General features: G+C 38.3%; 18 protein-coding genes. 13 read left to right on the plus strand and 5 right to left on the minus strand.

Going from position 1 to position 19,205, the window contains the following annotated elements:
- Window positions 1–24: 24 nt before the first annotated feature.
- Window positions 25–918 carry a DNA-binding transcriptional regulator HcaR gene (hcaR, locus tag ACS604_RS00600; RefSeq protein WP_474769474.1) on the minus strand — a complete coding sequence of 298 codons (894 nt, stop codon included), beginning with the start codon at window positions 916–918 and terminating at the stop codon, window positions 25–27.
- Between the two features lie 266 nt (window positions 919–1,184).
- Between hcaR and hcaE the strand changes: the two genes are divergently transcribed.
- From hcaE to ACS604_RS00645, 9 genes are all read left to right on the plus strand, one after another.
- Window positions 1,185–2,588: a 3-phenylpropionate/cinnamic acid dioxygenase subunit alpha gene (gene hcaE / locus ACS604_RS00605; RefSeq protein ID WP_474769475.1), complete on the plus strand. Its 1,404-nt coding sequence runs from the start codon at window positions 1,185–1,187 to the stop codon at window positions 2,586–2,588.
- Entirely contained in the window at window positions 2,585–3,145 is a 561-nt protein-coding gene (gene hcaF / locus ACS604_RS00610) for a 3-phenylpropionate/cinnamic acid dioxygenase subunit beta (RefSeq protein ID WP_474769476.1), read from the plus strand. The genes hcaE and hcaF overlap by 4 nt, the downstream gene beginning before the upstream one ends.
- Window positions 3,145–3,471 (plus strand): 3-phenylpropionate/cinnamic acid dioxygenase ferredoxin subunit, encoded by a 327-nt coding sequence (gene hcaC / locus ACS604_RS00615; protein ID WP_474769477.1) that lies wholly within the window; start codon window positions 3,145–3,147, stop codon window positions 3,469–3,471. The genes hcaF and hcaC overlap by 1 nt, the downstream gene beginning before the upstream one ends.
- Before the next feature lie 2 nt (window positions 3,472–3,473).
- Window positions 3,474–4,283: a 3-phenylpropionate-dihydrodiol/cinnamic acid-dihydrodiol dehydrogenase gene (gene hcaB / locus ACS604_RS00620; RefSeq protein WP_474769478.1), complete on the plus strand. Its 810-nt coding sequence runs from the start codon at window positions 3,474–3,476 to the stop codon at window positions 4,281–4,283.
- Between the two features lie 69 nt (window positions 4,284–4,352).
- Window positions 4,353–5,309 carry a 3-carboxyethylcatechol 2,3-dioxygenase gene (locus ACS604_RS00625; RefSeq protein ID WP_474769480.1) on the plus strand — a complete coding sequence of 319 codons (957 nt, stop codon included), beginning with the start codon at window positions 4,353–4,355 and terminating at the stop codon, window positions 5,307–5,309.
- A gap of 10 nt (window positions 5,310–5,319) precedes the next feature.
- Window positions 5,320–6,540 carry a 3-phenylpropionate/cinnamic acid dioxygenase ferredoxin--NAD(+) reductase subunit gene (hcaD, locus tag ACS604_RS00630; protein WP_474769481.1) on the plus strand — a complete coding sequence of 407 codons (1,221 nt, stop codon included), beginning with the start codon at window positions 5,320–5,322 and terminating at the stop codon, window positions 6,538–6,540.
- Between the two features lie 419 nt (window positions 6,541–6,959).
- Window positions 6,960–8,162: a 3-(3-hydroxy-phenyl)propionate transporter MhpT gene (gene mhpT / locus ACS604_RS00635; protein WP_474769482.1), complete on the plus strand. Its 1,203-nt coding sequence runs from the start codon at window positions 6,960–6,962 to the stop codon at window positions 8,160–8,162.
- A 172-nt stretch (window positions 8,163–8,334) separates the two neighbouring features.
- Window positions 8,335–9,525 (plus strand): MFS transporter, encoded by a 1,191-nt coding sequence (locus ACS604_RS00640; RefSeq protein ID WP_474769483.1) that lies wholly within the window; start codon window positions 8,335–8,337, stop codon window positions 9,523–9,525.
- Window position 9,526: 1 nt separating this feature from the next.
- Window positions 9,527–10,423 carry a LysR substrate-binding domain-containing protein gene (locus tag ACS604_RS00645; protein WP_125699384.1) on the plus strand — a complete coding sequence of 299 codons (897 nt, stop codon included), beginning with the start codon at window positions 9,527–9,529 and terminating at the stop codon, window positions 10,421–10,423.
- A 33-nt stretch (window positions 10,424–10,456) separates the two neighbouring features.
- Here ACS604_RS00645 and ACS604_RS00650 read toward each other — a convergent pair whose 3' ends face one another.
- Entirely contained in the window at window positions 10,457–12,067 is a 1,611-nt protein-coding gene (locus tag ACS604_RS00650; protein ID WP_474769484.1) for a bifunctional 3-(3-hydroxy-phenyl)propionate/3-hydroxycinnamic acid hydroxylase, read from the minus strand.
- A 434-nt stretch (window positions 12,068–12,501) separates the two neighbouring features.
- Window positions 12,502–13,350 carry an acetoacetate decarboxylase gene (locus tag ACS604_RS00655; RefSeq protein WP_474769485.1) on the minus strand — a complete coding sequence of 283 codons (849 nt, stop codon included), beginning with the start codon at window positions 13,348–13,350 and terminating at the stop codon, window positions 12,502–12,504.
- Between the two features lie 331 nt (window positions 13,351–13,681).
- Here ACS604_RS00655 and ACS604_RS00660 point away from each other — a divergent pair, with 331 nt between their 5' ends.
- The 4 genes from ACS604_RS00660 to ACS604_RS00675 all read left to right on the plus strand — a co-directional run bounded on the left by ACS604_RS00660 (window position 13,682) and on the right by ACS604_RS00675 (window position 17,773).
- Window positions 13,682–14,512, plus strand: coding sequence for an alpha/beta fold hydrolase (locus tag ACS604_RS00660; protein WP_474769486.1), 831 nt, complete (start codon window positions 13,682–13,684; stop codon window positions 14,510–14,512).
- 161 nt (window positions 14,513–14,673) lie between these two features.
- Window positions 14,674–15,912, plus strand: a complete 1,239-nt coding sequence (locus ACS604_RS00665; protein ID WP_474769487.1) for an NADH:flavin oxidoreductase/NADH oxidase family protein — start codon at window positions 14,674–14,676, stop codon at window positions 15,910–15,912.
- Between the two features lie 15 nt (window positions 15,913–15,927).
- Window positions 15,928–16,995: a saccharopine dehydrogenase family protein gene (locus tag ACS604_RS00670; protein WP_474769488.1), complete on the plus strand. Its 1,068-nt coding sequence runs from the start codon at window positions 15,928–15,930 to the stop codon at window positions 16,993–16,995.
- 202 nt (window positions 16,996–17,197) lie between these two features.
- Complete coding sequence (locus ACS604_RS00675) at window positions 17,198–17,773, plus strand: dihydrofolate reductase family protein (RefSeq protein ID WP_474769489.1); 576 nt, start codon at window positions 17,198–17,200, stop codon at window positions 17,771–17,773.
- Between the two features lie 66 nt (window positions 17,774–17,839).
- Here the strand turns inward: ACS604_RS00675 and ACS604_RS00680 are convergent, their stop codons facing one another.
- Together ACS604_RS00680 and ACS604_RS00685 are read right to left on the minus strand one after the other, a co-directional pair.
- Window positions 17,840–18,646, minus strand: coding sequence for a type 1 glutamine amidotransferase domain-containing protein (locus tag ACS604_RS00680; protein ID WP_474769490.1), 807 nt, complete (start codon window positions 18,644–18,646; stop codon window positions 17,840–17,842).
- 76 nt (window positions 18,647–18,722) lie between these two features.
- Window positions 18,723–19,139: a MerR family transcriptional regulator gene (locus tag ACS604_RS00685; protein ID WP_081173846.1), complete on the minus strand. Its 417-nt coding sequence runs from the start codon at window positions 19,137–19,139 to the stop codon at window positions 18,723–18,725.
- Window positions 19,140–19,205 lie beyond the last annotated feature (66 nt).

A 19,205-nucleotide genomic window follows, 5' to 3' on the forward strand; every position in this document is an offset into this window, starting at 1 on the left:
TGTATTAAATAAGATAAGTTAAATTTAATTAATATTTAAGTAAAAAACCTTACTTAATAAATCCATAAATTCTTTAACTCCTGAAGATTCTGCATCTTTGCGGTAGCTTACAAATAAATCTAAAAAAGGTAGATTGACATCAAGAGGTCTAGTGACAATATTGTTTAAAGTTAGCGGCTCTATATAGCTCGGTAAAATTCCGCAACCCAATCCCATTCCTATTGAATTAATATTAAATAAAATATTATGAGCAGTTTGCACAATATTAAATTTAATTTTATGAAGTTCAGCAAAATTAAGAATTGTATTATGTAAAATTGACGACTGTTCTGAGGATGGGATAATAAAATCAATATTGTTTAAAAGCTTCACTGGAATACGCTCGTACTGAGCAAGTGGGTGATCTCGAGGAAGTAAGAGCATTAGAGGCTCACGTAATACAAACTGACTCTGAATTTCATTGTTATTTAAGTTATCTCTCATAAAGGCAATGTCAATTTCACCTTTCTTTAAAGCTTCCATTTGTTCGGTATTATTCATGCTCCGTAATTCAATTTTTAAGTTTGGATTTTGTATGCGTAAACTGGGAAGAACAGACGGGAAAACTTTCATTTCTACTACCGGAACAAAACCAATGGTCAGTTGTTGTTTTTTAAATTTTGAAACTTGACGAGCCATTGCAATTGCTTTGTCCGCCTGAGCTAAAGTCAGACGGGCTTGTTCAAGAAATACACTACCTTCTTCAGTGAGTTCAACTTTACGTTTAGTACGATGTAGTAATGTAACGCCAACTTCATCCTCAAGATCTTTAATTTGTTGGCTGAGTGAAGGTTGAGCTGTGTAGAGACGAAGTGCTGCTTTACTAAAGTTGAGTTCTTCTGCGACCATTACAAAGTAGCGTAAATGACGTAATTCCATATTAATTGTGATCCAAAAATCCTATTACTAACTTTAGATAGTTAAGTAAGGTATGCTAACTGCTTGAAAACCATAAATCCGTTTATAAAATCACTGATCAGTATCAGTCGAATTTAATTTTAATATTTAAAATCTATAATGAATAATTCATAAAAAGTCTAATTTGAAACAAATAAAATATTTCACTTAAAACAGTTAAAAAATCATTATCCATTCAAATTGAATTTTAAGTTGTGCGCTTTTTGGTGGCAGCAGGAGAGCTTCTCATGAATGGAAAAATTGAAGTGTGTGAAATCGATGCTTTAGTCGATGCACAAAATGGACGTATCTCACCAACTATCTACACAGATCCACAATTATACGAACTAGAGTTAGAACGTGTTTTTGGGCGTTGCTGGTTATTTCTTTGTCACGGAAGTCAAATTCCAAAATCAGGAGACTTTTTCAACACATATATGGGAGAAGATCCCATTATTGTTACTCGTCAAAAAGATGGTTCTATTAAGGCATTATTAAATCAATGCCGTCATCGTTCTATGCGTGTGAGCTATGCTGACTGTGGTAATACACGCGCATTCACGTGTCCATATCATGGTTGGTCTTACGGAATTGATGGTTCTCTTAAAGATATTCCATTAGAAGGTATTGCTTTCCCACATGGTGCTTGTAAAGAAGAATGGGGATTGCAAGAAGTTCCACGTGTTGCTAGCTACAAAGGTTTAATTTTTGGTTGCTGGGCTGAAGATACTCCTGAATTACTTGATTATATGGGTGATATTGCATGGTATCTCGATGCAATGATTGACCGCCGCGAAGGTGGCTCTGAAGTAATTGGTGGCATCCATAAATGGGAGATTAACTGTAACTGGAAATTTGCAGCAGAACAGTTCGCTTCTGACCAATACCATGCGCCTTACTCACATGCCTCAGCAGTACAAGTATTAGGTGGAAAACCAAATGATGATACTACTAAAGCATTAGGTAGCGCCCAAACTGCACGACCAGTTTGGGAAACTGCAGAAAGCTGTGTGCAATATGGTCAACGTGGCCATGGTTCAGGCTTCTTTCTGACCGAAAAACCAGATGCTAATTTCTGGGTGGATGGTCAGGTGGCAGATTATTTCCGCGAAACTTATGAAGAAACAAAAGAGCGTTTGGGCGACACTCGTGCTTTACGTTTGGCAGGCCATAACACCCTGTTCCCAACTTTGTCTTGGCTAAATGGTATGACGACCATGCGTATTTGGCATCCACGTGGACCAGATAAAACTGAAGTTTGGGCTTTCTGTATCACGGACAAAGCAGCGCCACAGCACATCAAAGAAGCGATGGAGTTGAATGCTTGTCGAGCATTTGGTCCGGCTGGTTTTGCGGAAGCCGATGACGGTGAAAACTGGATTGAAATCCAGAAAGTTTTACGGGGATATAAAGCGCGTAAGAGCAAACTCATCATGGAAATGGGCCTTGGTAATGAAAAATACCGTGAAGATGGTATCCCTGGTATTACCAACCATGTTTTCTCTGAAACAGCTGCACGTGGCATGTATCGTCATTGGGCAAACTTGTTGATGCATGAAAAATGGGAAGACGTACAACGGGCAGATGAGGCTTATGAGCAAGAGCTTTTGAAAAAAGCGGCTAAAAAGGATGAGAAGGAGCTTGTGAAATGAACCAGATCATTGACTCATTAAAACAACAGCCAGTATGGCGTTCTATCGGATTAGAACTTCACCACGACATTAGCCAGTTTCTATATGCAGAAGCACAGTTGCTAGATGACTGGAAATTCCGTGATTGGTTAGACATCTTAAGCGAAGACATTTTATATGTGCTCAAAACGACTACAAATGCGCAAACACGTGATCGTCGTAAATGTATAGCACCCCCATCAACATGGATTTATCACGACGATAAATTTGTACTAGAGCGTCGTGTAGCCAAATTAGAAACCGGTATGTCATGGTCAGAAGAACCTCCATCACGTACACGTCATTTGATTACCAATATTCGGGTCGAAGCAACAGAACAGGCGAATGAATATCAGGTTTTTAGTAACTATTTGCTTTATCGCTCACAGAAAGAAAAAGACGTGCTGGTCTATGTGGGTAAACGTGTTGACCTGATTCGAAAAGATGATAGTAGCAGCTTGGGTTGGAAAATTGCTAAACGCGATATCACTCTCGATCAAGCGACTTTGATTTCTCACAATATTACGGTGTTTTTCTAATGACTAAAATTTTTGTTTGTCAGATTGATGAATTAGATGAAGGCGAAGCGCTGAAAGTAGATTGTAATGTAGGCGATATTGCTGCACTTGCAGTGTTCAATTTCAATGGTGAATTTTTTGCCCTGAATGATAAATGCAGTCATGGTAATGCTTCTATGTCAGAAGGCTATCTAGAAGATGATGGCACGGTTGAATGTCCACTTCATGCATCACGTTTTTGTTTGAAAACGGGTGTACCACAATGTGTACCCGCGACTGATTCGATTCAGACATTTCCTGTCGTGATTGAAGACGGCGCACTCTATGTCGAAATGGTAGGAGCGTAATTATGGGATGGCTAGAGGGTGAAGTTGCGCTGATTACTGGTGGTGGTTCAGGGCTAGGGCTTGCGTTAGTTGAGCGCTTTTTACAAGAGGGTGCACATGTTGGCGTGTTGCAACGTTCACAATCGAAAGTAGATGAATTGATTGCACGCTATGGTGACAAAATTGTAGCGGTTACCGGAGACGTAGCTAGTTTTCAGGATAACGTTCGTGCCGTGCAGGCCACAGTGGAGCGCTTTGGAAAGCTAGATTGCTTTATTGGTAACGCTGGTATTTGGGATCATTATGCTGACATCGTCAACATGAGTGGCGAACAGTTAGATAAAGCCTTTGATGAAATCATGAGTATTAACACGAAAGGTTATTTGCTTGGTGCAAAAGCTGCTTTAGATGAGTTACTCAAAACTGAAGGCTCGATGATTTTTACATTATCTAACTCAGCGTTTTATTCATCTGGTGGTGGTCCAATTTATACCGCATCAAAACATGCTGGTGTGGGTTTGGTGCGTGAACTGGCCTATGAGCTGGCACCGAAAGTACGTGTGAATGCAGTTGCTCCATCTGGCATGAATGTCAATGTGAAAGGCGCCGCATCCCTTGGGCAGAAAAATCTAGGATTACTTGATGCACGCGATCCCCAAAAAATTGGGCAGGGTATGCCATTGAGATTCTTACCCGAACCAGAAGACATGACGGGTTCTTATGTATTGCTCGCATCACGTCAAAATAACCGACCATTATCCGGTGTTTTCATTAATGCTGACTGTGGTTTAGGCATTCGTGGCTTACGCCAAGCGAACGCTGGTTTTTTTTAATGCTTAATTTTAATCCGATATTAATGGACTAATAAGGCAGCCAAAAACTGTCTTATTTCGGAGCTAACCATGACTGTTAAACTTATTTGTGCTTCTCATAGCCCGCTAATGGAATTTGCGTCTCCGGCAGAACAACAGCAAGAACAAAGGGTGCGTAAGACTTTTGAAAAACTTGCTGCAGAAGTCAAAGCATACAACCCAACCTTAATTATTGCTTTTGGACCAGATCATTTTAATGGCTTCTTTTATGACCTGATGCCTAGTTTCTGTGTTGGTATACGTGCGACAGCAGCAGGTGATTGGAATTATGGTCCTGGTGAGCTTAATGTGCCGGAAAGCACAGCATTAAGCTTAATCCGAAAGGTACTTGATGAAGGCGTAGATGTGGCTTATTCATATCGGATGCAAGCAGATCATGGGGTAACCCAACCGCTTCATTTTTTATGTGATGGTCAACTGAACCGTTATCCAACGATTCCTATATTTATTAATGGCGCTGCTGCACCAATGCCTACAACAAAGCGAACGCTTGCTTTAGGTCGTGCAATTGGAGCGTTCATCAAATCAATTAATCAGGAAAATAAACGTATTCTAATTTTGGGTACAGGTGGACTTTCACATGATCCACCAACGCCTCAAATGGGTTCAGTGCCACCAGAAGTCGAAGAGTTTCTAATTGCTGGACGTAACCCGACGACTGAAGCTCGAAATGCGCGTCAGGCTAAAATCATTTCAGTTGGACAGCGTTTGGCTGCAGGAGACAAAAGTGTAGCTGTTCCACTTAATCCGGAATGGGATGAACAGTTATTGGAAAAATTCAAAAATGCAGACTTTGCTGCACTTGAAGCAATGACCGAAGATGAAATCCGCCGTGAAGGTGGGCGTGGGGGACAAGAAGTCCGTACTTGGATGGCTGCTTTTGCTGCATTACAGACTGTAGGTGATTATGAAATGACCTTACATTGCTATGAACCAATCAGTGAATGGATTGCTGGCTTTGGCATAGTGTCTGCCGAGTTGAAATAAAGGGTAAGCAATGAATATTCAAACTATTGTCATCATTGGTGCTGGACAAGCTGGTGCAAGTGCTATTTTAGACTTACGTGGTAATAAATATGAGGGTCGAATCATCCTGATAGGGGATGAACCTCATTTACCTTACGAACGCCCACCATTGTCTAAAGACATGATTCTACGACCAGAACAGACTAAGATTGAAATACTGTCACAACAGAAATTAGAAGACTTAGGCGTAGAGTTTATTAAAGATAATGCTGTTGTAAAGATTGTACCTGAACAATATCAAGTGATTTTGAAAAATGGCGAACATCTCCATTATGACAAATTATTGTTAGCAACAGGTGGTGCACCTCGCCGTCTTCCAGTTTTAGATGCATTGGGTAAAAATGTTTATACCTTACGGAATTTAGAAGATTCGCAGGCATTAATTCCAGTATTACAGCCGGGTAAGCGTATTTTATTGGTCGGCGGTGGCGTGATTGGTCTTGAGTTAGCATCTAGTGCTCGATTTAAAGACTGTCATGTGACTGTGCTAGAACAAACTCCAATGATTATGGGGCGTTCACCAGAAATTATTAGTGAGTTTTTACTTAATCAGCACCGTAGCCGAGGTGTTGATATTCGACTAAATGTGAAAATTTCTGAAACCCAACTGCGCGGTGAAGAGATTGTCATCACTTTGGAAAGCGGTGAGGAACTCATTGCTGATGCAGTTGTTTATGGTATTGGAATTGTACCAAATGCCCAGTTGGCTATAGACGCTGGCTTGGACGTCGATTTCGCTGTTAAAGTGAATGAAAATTGTCAGACTTCTCATCCGGATATTTATGCTGCTGGTGATGTAGCAACTCAGTTGCGTGCAGATGGTAATTATGTCCGTATTGAAACTTGGGAAAATGCCAATAATCAAGCAGGCATTTTTGCTCGTCATGTCATGGGATTAGCACAACCTAAAGCTAATCCATCATGGTTCTGGACAGATCAATATGATATTAACTTTCAATTCGTTGGCGATATGTCTGCAAAAGAATGGCATATACGAGGCAATATGACCCCGCAAGAAGACAAAAATGTTGGATTCACTTTATTTGGCTTAGACCAAGGTATCGTTGTAGCGGGTATTGCAGTCAATCAGGCGCGTGATGTTAGGCATTTAAAAAAATTGGTTTCTAGTTCTAGCGCCTTTGATAAAGATAAGTTGCTAGATGTATCTATTGAATTACGCAAATTAATTTAATTAGGATTGTTATACTAAAGGCCTATTTAATGTTGAAAAGAAAAACCGTCATGATTATATGACGGTTTTTTTATTTTGATTATATATATTTCTTATAAATCAATAGAATTAATAGTTAATTTGGACTGCATTATAACTTTTAACTATTGCTGAAGCAGTTTTGTTTCATCATGATTAATAAATTTTTTAGATATATAAATTTTGAAATCCGATTTTTTTTATTATAAGTTTTTGAAATTTAATTTAATTTTTTATTTCATTATAAGCAATTTGTCTAAGAATAAAATGTTTGAAAGAAATATAAGAATTTTCATTTTTTATTTTTTATGAATTTATAAAACTTAAGGCTAATGTAGAAATAAAAGCGGTTCATAAATGATGTGCTGTGATTTTTCAAACTGATAGAAAAGGATTTTTCTATGAACCGTGCAGGAAATAAGCACTCTATTATTACGATCGTCATTTGTTTTTTAATAGCTGTGATTGAAGGAATTGATATTCAGGCAGCAGGTATTGCGGCGGCTGGTATTCGAGAATCCTTTGGTTTAAATAGTTCTCAACTCGGTATTTTTTTTAGTGCAGGAATATTAGGTCTATTACCTGGTGCGTTAATTGGTGGACGTTATGCAGACCGCATTGGTCGTAAGATGGTATTGATTGGGGCCGTAACTATTTTTGCAGTATTTACCCTTTTTACAGTCTGGGTAAACACTTTCTATACTTTGTTATTGGTACGTTTTCTAGCTGGAGCAGGTTTAGGGGCTGCAATGCCAAATTTAATTGCTCTAGTTTCAGAAGCTGTTTCTAGCGAAAATCGTGGGCGTGCTGTAGGTCTGATGTATTGCGGTATGCCAATAGGAGCCATCTTAGTATCTTTATTGGCAGCCTATGATGTAAGTGGACACTGGCAAACTATTTTCTATGTAGGAGGCGTGGTTCCACTTTTGGTGCTTCCTCTTATGATCAAATTTTTACCAGAGTCACGGGAGTTTTTACAAACTAGATTTCAGGATAAATCTATTACACGTATAGAAAGCTCTTTTAAAAATTTATTTAGAAATAACTATGCAGGGCAGACTCTATTACTTTGGGCAAGCTATTTTTTTACCTTGATGGTTGTATACATCATGTTGAGTTGGTTGCCATCTCTCTTTATGGAGTTGGGATTCTCTCGTCAACAGGGTAGTTTAGCTCAAGTCTTTTTCCAAATGGGCGCTGCACTAGGCACGGTTGTTTTGGGTATTCTGATTGATCGCTGGAATAAAGCTTATGTCATTATATTGATGTACATAGGTATTTTAGCTGGTTTATTTAGTTTAAATGGAGCCGGTAGCCTTACTGCGATGTATGCAGCCGCAGCATTAATGGGAACATTTACAATTGGTGGGCAAGGCGTTTTATATGCATTTGGTAGCATTGTATATCCAACTGAGATTCGGGCAACGGGTGTGGGCAGTGCCGCAGCGGTTGGGCGTATTGGTGCAATGTTAGGACCTGCGATTGCTGGACAATTACTCGCGATGGGAAGTGGTGCTACAGGCGTAATTTCTGCTGCCATTCCTGGAATTATCATTTCGGCATTACTGATGCTTTTGGTGATTCGCAAATTACATCAGGCCTAATAATCTGAATATCACAATGAAAAAAGCTCATATTTAGGAGCTTTTTTCATATTTGGCATTATTTGAATGAAATTTCAAATTTGATCATCCGAATGTTTTAGTAAGTTCATAATTGTATCGAGCATATGAGTCGAATTCTGGTTTTACTAATCATCTATATTGAGTAAGAAAAATGTACCCAGTTGCCAAGGAAAAGCTTTGGAATCGTTCATTTATCCTCTGTATATTGAACAACCTTTTTTTATTCATTTATTACTATGCTTTGCTCACCATATTACCTCTTTATATTTTAAAAGAATTATCTGGTTCAATTAGTCAGGCAGGTTTAGCATTAACCCTATTCTTGATTTCATCGATTGCCATTCGTCCTTTTGCCGGTCTAATTATTGATTGGTTGGGTGAAAAAAATGCATTACGAGGTTCAGCATTACTGTTTGCATTTTTGGCCTTTGGTTATTTATGGGTCAATCAACTATGGATATTGCTGCTGATTCGTTTCTTGCATGGAATCTGGTTTAGTATTTTGACTACGGTAACAGTACCCATTGTGAATGAATTCATACCAGAGCAGAGAAAGGGTGAAGGTATGGGGTATTTCGTCATGTCTACGAATTTAGCAGTAGTATTTGGACCGATGATTGCTTTAGCCACGGTACGCTACACCAGTTTTTATAACCTATTTATTCTTCTCACTTTAATTGTTTGTTTAGGTTTAGTTTTTTGCTTCCTTATACCTGTGTCTTCGTTAAAAGATAAACCTTTGGTTCACACAACCCGCAAGATTACTTTAAACGATATTATCGAAAGAAGAGTGGTTCCTATGGGTGTGATTGCATTATTTGTTGCAATGGCTTATTCAAGTATTATGAGTTTTATAAGTATCTATAGTGAAACTAAAAACTTACTCACTGCGACAAGTATATTTTTTATTATCTTTGCAATATCAATGATTATCGCACGTCCATGGGTTGGCTATTCATATGATAAAAGAGGGGCTAACTCAGTAGTTTATCCTTCGTTTATTCTTTTTGCGATAGGATTATTCTTGGTAAGTCAAATGCAAACACAGTGGGAATATTGGTTTGCAGCGGCTTTAATCGGTGCAGGGTATGGATCACTTTTTCCTATTTTTCAAACGATGGCTATGCAAACGGTTGAGAAAAAAAGAATTGGTTATGCGGTTTCAACATTTTTTACTTTATTTGATTTAGGGATGGCAATTGGTTCAGTTCTGGTAGGATTTATTATTGCCCAAATAGGCTATGAAAAAACTTACCAACTGTGTGCATGGGTGACGATAATGACTTTATTTTTATATCGTTGGCTATGTGATCGAGATATAAAGAAAAAAATTGGGATATGACATGGAATTACGTCACTTACGTTACTTTGTTGCGGTCGCTGAAGAGCTAAATTTTACAAAAGCTGCACTGCGCATGCATACGGTACAGCCTTCGCTAAGTCAACAGATTAAAGACTTAGAAGATGAAGTCGGTGTTCAGCTTTTTATACGCAGCAAACGAAAAGTGGAACTTACGAAAGCAGGGGAAGTCTTTTTTAAAGAAGCTCTCATTATTTTAGAACACACCGAGAAAGCCATTAGTTTGGCTAGACAAACTGCGAAAATTGAGCAAGAGCAATTAAATATTGGTTTTGTTCCCGTAGCTGAAATGAAAGTTTTCCCTTACATCATGCCGAATATTAGAGCACATTTCCCCGAGCTTACAATTGATTTTCAAAGCTTAACCGATGATGCTCAACTACAGGCGCTTAAGAAGGGAGAGATAGATATTGCTTTTACACGTTACGGAGCTAATACCGATGAACTGGTTTCTATTCAAATCTTTCAAGAACCGTTGACTTTAATTATTCCTAAAAACTCGCCAGATATTCAACAGGAACGCATTAGTATAAAAAGTTTTGAGAACCATAACTTTGTGATGTGTAATGAAGATGCTTCACCTGAACTTTATCGAATTATTGATGGTTTCTTTAAAAAATCTAAACTTAATGTCAATGTTGTGCAGTACTCAACTAACATTTTATTGAATGTTAACTTGGTTGGAATGGAAATTGGATGGAGTCTCGTTCCTCAGTATGTCATTCCCCTTTTGGGAGACAAAATTGTAGTGAAAAAGACCATAGAACCTTTGCCTATGATAGGTTTATATGTTTCTTATAGAAAAGATCATGTTAACAAAGCGATAGATTTGATATTGGATGTACTCAAAAAACAATTTCATCTAAATTTTGCCTTTTAAAAAAAGCCATTCTAAAGAATGGCTTAATTACTTTTAGTTAACCAAATGCATTTTTTGGAACAACTCTTCACTTATACTGTTTACTGTTTGAGGTATAGCGAGTCCTGCTATAAAACGATCAGGTCTTAAAATCACCATAGATTGATTCGTTTGACTAAACCAAGAGCGAATTTCAGTATCTACATCGCCAATAGTAATTACATGCTCATGAGAAGAACGGTTCGGTGCATCTAACTGAACAGCAGGTACGACTTGAATAAACTTAATTCCTAACTTGCCCCATTTTTTCATTACATTTGGTGATATACCCCAAGTAGGATTAACTCCCCAAGCAAGTATGGCAAAGTTATTGCCAATCACTTCGTCCAGTAAAACTTTGTCTTTATTTTCAAGCTGAACATGCGGTTGAATGAACATCTTTCCGACAGGTGTATTCTTTTCTGGAAAGGGCGCCAAGATGCCTTGATGATATTTCGGCATAGGTTTAAAACGCATTTCTAATAAATAGCGTTTTATCGGTTGTATGTAATTTAATACATAAGCAATACCATCACGCATGGCACCTTGCCATTTTTTTGGTGGAGCAAGTACATGACCTGCCAGAACAGATAAATTAATCATGGCTTGAGCGTGGTCTTTTCTCTCCAGTTGATAACTGTCTAGAATTTCTGGGTCTGCAACTTTTTTAACGACTAAGGCCATTTTCCAAGCAAGATTAAAAGCATCACGCATGCCACTATTGTAACCTTGACCTTGCCATACGGGCATAATATGGGCTGCATCTCCAGCTAATAAAATACGATCTACACGGAAACGGTCTGCAATACGTGCATTGTGGGTATAAACGCGCTGACGAATCACTTCAATATTGTCCGTATGAGGTAAAACTTTACCTAATAATCGGTTGATATTTTCGGGTTTACTTAGTTCTTCCTGAGTTTCTCCAGGCATTACCATAAACTCAAAACGACGAATACCATGTGGTAAAGCTGCTGATACATAAGGACGAACAGGGTCACAGCATAAATATACATGAGGAGTCGCGAGTGGATCGTTAGCAAGATCAATAACAATCCATTGGTTAGGTGCAGTTTCTCCCTCAAAATTAATGTTAAGCGTGCGTCGTACAAATGAATTTCCACCGTCACAAGCAATTAAATATTGTGCTTGAACAACTTCCTGTTTTTGATCTTTTGTCGTTAGGCTTAACGTCACGTAGTCGTTGTCTTGAGTAAAGCTATTTAATTGACGTGAAAAACGTACCTCTGTTTTTGGATAGGCCGCTAAACCTTCTAATAAAACACGGTCAACTTGAGGTTGGATAAATGCATTACGACGTGGCCAACCAAATTCGCGAGTCATAGGTTGAATATCTGCAAAACACCGTCCTTTAGGGGTTAAAAAGCGCATTGCATGATTTGGGGTGGTATGCGGTAAAACTTGTTTGATCAGACCTACTGACTGAATTGTTCTTAATGATTCATCATCAATACCAATAGCTCTTGGATAATCAATAAGCTGATCTAATTGTTCAATAACAGTAACTTGTACACCTTGCTTACTTAAGTAATTTGCAATTGTTAATCCAACAGGTCCTGCCCCTAAAATTGCAACTTCCGTGGTGTGATGCTGAGTCTGATTCACAGTAAATATCCCTTACTATCAAGTTTCCTTATTAATAGCAAAATTGAAAGAAGGTGGAATCTAATCAATAGTTTAATAACTCAGGTTTTTGACGATTAATATATTCATCTTTTATTTTAATGAACTGTATTTAAAAGATTTTTAATTTTTTTATAATAGATTTTTTTAATCCAATCATTGTTTTAAATTATATATAATTGTATGGAAATTGGGGAGAATGTTTAATCAACCTCTGATTAATCACAGATTCGGATATTACATTTTTCTTAAGCATGATATTTTTTATAACTCATGAATGGTGAGATGACCAAAGAAGCAATCTAATAAAATAAAAAAAGAGACCACTAGCTGGTCTCTTTTCATATTTTAAAAATAAAAAATTATTTATATTATTGAAATATATAATTTAATTATTGTTTTATATATTATCTATGCTAGATAAAGCATCTTCTTGAGGCACCTAGCTCATTTAACAATGTAGTTAAAGGGCCCTGATTTTTCTCGAGTTGAACATTCTTTGGGAAAAGCTTTTGAGCGAAAGAAAGAATGTTGGACTGAACTTCTGTTTGATGCCATTTCCCATCAACAACATGTAACATAGTGGCTTTATTAATATGTGTTTCAGAAGCGACATGTTTTAAAGTCGGTACTAAGGTTTTCAAGCTTAAATCTAATTTTCCATTAACATCGAAAATTTTAGCTTGAACCTCTTTTGAAGTAATGTTGACGTCAATTTTAGTCAGCCATTTTGGTAGTTGGTAACCATATACACCACGAACTCTGGCAATTTCTGTATCGACAGGTAAAGCTAAAACATGCGCATGAAAATGACGTTGACGCATCGATTTCATCAACTCTGCAATATGTGGACCACGAGCATTAGGTTGACGTACAACAATCGCAATGGATACTTCGTTATAAGGGTCATTATCACAAACTGAATAGGTAAAGAACGTAACGGCGACCAACCCATAACCCGGAAATGGTTGTAATGGAGTTAAAGCCGCAGGAAGTTTTGCCTTAATGAGCTTAATTGGAGCAAGCATTAAAAGCTGTACATTTGCACTACGATAATAAAAGTTAGGTGCCCAGACAGGGCCTACACGTGACTCTACAATTTTTTTAGGAATATGGCGGAAAAAATCGATGTTGCCCGCAGCAGGGTCTTGAGCGACTTCGTTTAGATCAGGGTTCATTCTAAAACGGTCGTAATAACCATCTTTGGGTACTTTGACTTTTTGTTGCCCAAACTCAACCTCAGTAAACTGTTGTTTTATATTCATGAGCGTTCACCTTTCATATTTAATGACCGAGTAGCTACGGTTGTCTTTATCAAGACGTGTTAATTAATAGCCAATGTGGGCACTATAAGATTAAAGCTAACTTTAAGGTCAAGGCTTTAATTTTTAATATATCAAATCTTTGACATTTAAAAGAAATAAAATAAAAACAATTCAAGATTAAAAAGATACAAAGTTGATTAGAGTCTTCATATAAATTTTATTTTTAAAATATGATTTAAGATGATTGACCTTAAAGTTAACTTCAAGCTTAGTATAAATATTCAAATCTTTATAACGAATCAACAAGCAGTTTTTCAGCAGGAGAACAAAGATGGGATATGTAACGACAAAAGATGGTGTAGAAATTTTCTATAAAGATTGGGGACCTCGTGATGCCCAAGTATTATTTTTTCATCATGGTTGGCCTTTAAGTTCAGATGATTGGGACACACAGTTGCTTTTTTTCCTTAAAGAAGGTTTTCGTGTAGTTGCTCATGACCGACGTGGACATGGCCGTTCGAGTCAAGTATGGGATGGTCACGATATGGACCATTACGCAGACGATGTTGCAGAAGTGGTCAAGCATCTGAACATTAAAAATGCAATTCATATTGGCCACTCAACTGGCGGCGGTGAAGTAGCCCATTATATTGCGCGTCACGGCGAAGAAAATGTTGCAAAAGCTGTACTTGTGAGTGCAGTACCACCACTTATGGTTAAAACTGAAAATAATCCTGAAGGGTTACCAAAAGAAGTTTTTGATGACCTGCAAAATCAAGTTCTCAACAACCGTGCACAATTTTTCCGTGATTTACCATCTGGCCCATTTTATGGTTTTAACCGACCGGATGCGAAACCATCGGAGGGTATCATTAATAACTGGTGGCGTCAGGGCATGACAGGCAGCGCAAAAGCTCATTACGACGGTATTGTGGCATTCTCACAAACTGACTTCACCGAAGATTTAAAGAAAATCACGGTTCCTGTTTTGGTGTTGCATGGTGACGATGATCAGATCGTGCCTTATAAAACTTCTGGCGTGAAATCTGCTGAGTTACTTCAAAATAGCCAACTCAAAATCTATCCAGGTTTTTCTCATGGCATGTTAACTGTTAACCATGAAGTAATTAATGCGGACTTGTTGGCTTTTATTCGCGAATAATTAAAAGCGTTTAAACTTCAAAAAAGAGGCCTAAAGAGTGCCTCTTTTTTTATATAAAAAATTAATAAAGTCAAAATATTAAATATAGAAATACTAAAAGGTATTGACATTAAAGTTAGCTTTAATCTTAAAGTATAGCCATACTGAATGAGGTCATTCCAATGAAAGTGTTCGAAAAATTAGTATTTCCAAATGGCTCAAATGTTCCTAACCGTATTGCTAAAGCGGCAATGGAAGAAAACATGGCTGATTTAAACCACGCACCATCAGAAGAATTGATGCGTCTATATCAAGCTTGGGCAAATGGTGGTGTAGGTTTAATCATTACCGGAAATGTAATGGTAGATCGCCGCGCAATGACTGGACCGGGCGGTGTCGTGCTTGAAGATGAAAAACATCTAGATACTTTTAAAAAATGGGCGCAAATTAGCCGTTCAAAAGGCGCTCAGGTTTGGCTTCAAATTAACCATCCCGGTCGTCAAATGCAGTCAAATTTAGGGCAACAAACGTGGGCACCTTCTGCTGTTGCTTTAGATTTAGGGAAAATGTCAAATCGCTTTAATACGCCAATCGAAATGACTGAATCTATGATTACAGAGGTGATTCAGCGTTTTGCAAACACAGCACGTTTAGGTGAAAAAGCAGGGTTTACTGGTGTAGAAATTCATGCAGCGCATGGTTATTTATTAAGCCAGTTTCTTTCTCCACTGAGTAATAAACGCCAAGATCAATGGGGTGGTTCTTTAGAAAACCGCGCTCGCATTTTAATTGAGATTGTAGAAGCAGTTCGTAAAGTGGTTTCTCCTGAATTTACTGTCGCGATAAAACTAAATTCAGCCGATTTCCAGCGTGGCGGGTTTAGTGCTGAAGACGCTCAACAAGTGGTTAAAATGTTAAATGAGCATGCAGTCGATTTGGTGGAGCTTTCAGGCGGTAGTTACGAAGCGCCAGCAATGCAGGGTCAAGCACGTGATGGCCGAACACTTGCCCGTGAAGCTTACTTTTTAGAGTTTGCACAAGAAATCCGAAAAGTTGCCAAAATGCCTGTTATGGTAACAGGTGGCATACGTCGTAAGCAGGTAGCAGAGCAAGTGGTTGAAAGCGGTGTAGATATGGTCGGTATTGCCACAGCACTAGCAATTGAACCTAATTTGCCAAATGCTTGGGAACAAGGCCACAATGTTTCACCTGAACTTAAGCCGATTACTTGGGAAAATAAAACATTCGCTTCACTTGCGAATATGGCTGTGGTCAAATTTCAGTTACGTAATTTAAGTTCTGGCAAAAAAACAAAACCAAATGTTTCACCAGCTTGGGCTTTAATTTTGCAACAATCAGCGATGTCATGCCGTACCCGCCAATACAAAAAAGGTATGCGTGATTATTCATTTGCTTCTTAATAAAAGAGTAGTGCTATGACAAATCCTAACGATTCAAATTGGATAATCTATGGAGCAAATGGCTACACGGGTGAGTTAATCGCTCGTGAAGCTGTACGCCAAGGTCTAAAACCAACTTTGGCTGGTCGTAACAAAGCCAAGGTTGAAACACTCGCTCAAGAGTTGGGGCTCAACTATAAAGCTTTTGGACTTGATAGCGTAGATGCAGTAAGTGAGCAAATCCAAGGCTTTAAGTTGGTCATGCACTGCGCAGGACCATTTTCAGCGACCTCGAAGCCCATGATGGAAGCTTGTATAAAAGCAGGTGCTCACTATCTCGATATTACTGGTGAAATTGCAGTTTTTGAATTAGCGCAGTCACTTAACAGCCAAGCCGAAAAAGCCGATATCGTGCTTTGTCCGGGTGTTGGTTTCGATGTGATTCCGACAGACTGTGTGGCAGCTGCCTTGAAAGAAGCACTGCCAGATGCGACTCATTTAGCACTTGGTTTCGACTCAAGAACAGGACTTTCACCGGGTACTGCCAAAACCAGTACAGAAGGTATGGCAGAGGGTGGAAAAATTCGTAAAAACGGAAAAATTACTACGGTTCCATTGGCACACTACGTCCGAACTATTGATTTTGGGGACGGTAAAAAAAGTGCTATGAGCGTTCCGTGGGGAGACGTATCTACAGCGTTCTATACAACAGGTATTCCAAACATTGAAGTGTTTGTACCTGCATTTCCCAAAATGATTATGGGCGCGAAAATGATGAACTATGTACGCCCAGTATTAAAACTAAAAGCCGTACAGAAGTTTATTAAGTCGCGTATTGAAAAAACGGTCGTTGGGCCAAATGAGGAACTCCGTGCGAAAGTACCTACCTATGTTTGGGGTGAAGCAAGAAATATGCGTGGGGAAATAAAAACCGCCCGTATCCAAACAGAAAATGCGTATAGCCTTACCGTAAATGGCTCTCTGACTGTGGTGAATTATTTACTCAAAAATACCGTTAAAGGCGGTACATATACACCTGCAAAACTGATGGGCTATAAGCTAGTGACCGAGTTGCCGGGTTCTGGTCCGCTGGTCATTAATTAAAAGTCTTTATTAAAACAGCATGTTTATAAATAATCCCGAACAAGGAGTCATTCTTGTTTGGGTTATTTTTTTAAATATTTCAAGTAAATACAGCTTTATATGGGTGAAAGAAAAACAGCAAACAAAACACTCCATAAGAAATAATTCAAATTGAATATACTAAAAATCGATAAATATTTTTCATAACAAAGGAATGAGAATAATGAGAAAACTCATACTGTTTCTACATGCATCGCTTGACAGTTTTGTCGAAGGTCCAAATGGGGCAATGGACATAGGTTGGATTGCTTACGACGCCGATTTAGCAAATCATGCCAAAGAAGTTTTGAGCACTGCCGATACGGTTATTTGGGGGCGTGCGACTTACCAAATGATGCATAATTACTGGCCAACCATGCTTTCAAGCCCAGCCGCTTCAGAGCACGAGCGAAATCATGCGGAGTGGATTGAAAAGACAGAAAAAATTGTTTTTTCAACTACTTTAGATACAGTTGAATGGAATAATTCCAGACTTGTAAAAGACCATGTCGAAGAAGAAATTAATAAACTTAAACAGAAGCAGGGCAAGGATATGGTAATTCTGGGGAGTCTTCGATTCGCACACTACCTGATGCAACTTGGTTTAATTGATGAATACAAAATTACGGTTTCGCCTGTGCTGATTGGTAGTGGCTTGCCACTATTCCAAGGTATTCAAGAAAAGACTAATTTTAAACTCATTGAAAATAAAACTTTTGCTTCAGGCGTAATAGGTCTTCATTATCAAAAGATTGGCTAATTTTTTTATAGTATTTATATGAAAAAGACGAATTACAGCCCTATTCTGTAATTCGTCTTTTTAGATTTATTGAATGCTAGTTAAACGCTTAACAACTGCCTCAGCAATTTCCTTACTCGACTGTGGGTTTTGTCCAGTAATAATTCTGTCGTCCGAAACCACATAAGATGTAAATGGAACAAATGCTTGTTTGTAGTTTGCTCTACGTTCAATGAGTCCATTTTGTAGAGAAAAAGGAACTTGAGACTTAATACCAGATAGCGTTTCTTCAATATTTGCGAAACCAGTAACGGTTCTACCTGCAATTAAAGGTTTGCCATTTTCATCCTGCAAAGGTAATAAACCACCCACGCCGTGACATACTGCTGAAACGACTCCACCTTGGCGATAGATCTGTTCACTAATGTTTTGCAGAGCTTTATTGGTTGGGAAATCCCACATGGTGCCGTGGCCACCAGTATAGTAAATGGCTTTGTACTGGGTCGGATTAATCGAGCTCGGAGCTAACGTTGTTTTTAACCGCTGCATAAACGCGGGATCAGCTAAATGATCTCGTGCCGATTTGTCTAAATAAATAGACTTTAAGCTACGTTCATCCAGAGGAACTTGACCGCCTAAAGGACTTACAAAATCCATATCATAGCCAGCAGCCAAAGCGACATCATAAAAATGAGTGAGCTCTGTTAGCCAAAGTCCAGTTTTATCCGAACGGGAAGGGTAAGCCGAGTGATTGGTCATCACGACTAAAATTTTTCCATTTGCTTTGCTAAGGTTTTGAGCCTTATCTGACTCTGCGGCGTGTGCCACATTGGCAGTCAAAAAAATAGCAAAAATAATTGTTAGCCAACGCTGAAAATCCCAAACTTTAAACATCACAGGTTCCTCATCTATCACCTGTTATCCATCGTATGTTTAAAGTGTACTTTAAGGTCAATAGTCCTTTAAGAAATTACGGTGTTTTTGCTTTGTCGTAATAGAGGTTCATGAGTCGTTCTGCATTTTCTTCGCAAGTAATTTCATCTGGTTTGTTATTAATCGCTTCAACCATGGTTCGTAAATTTTGCTTACTCACTTTTAGTTTTTGTTCTAAAAGTTCAATTTCTTGAATTTTTGATTCAAGTGTTTGGATGAGTGCGTCATGGTTCCAAGTAGCAACTTTTGAAGGAAGAAAGGCTTTAATTTCTGCTAAAGAAAATCCAACTTGCTGGGCTTGTTGAATTAAAGAAAGCTGCTTTAAATCATTATCGGTATATTCACGGTAGCCATTCGATTTTCTTTTGGCTTTAGGCAAGAGTTTGATTTGCTCGTAGTAACGAATTGTAGGGGTACTTAAACCACTTAGTTTAGATAACTCACTAATATTCATAGCTACATACTCTATTGACATTAAAGTTAACTTTAGACTTATAGTCATGTAAAAGCAAGGTTCATA

Source organism: Acinetobacter sp. Li1LvA2, assembly GCF_056156705.1.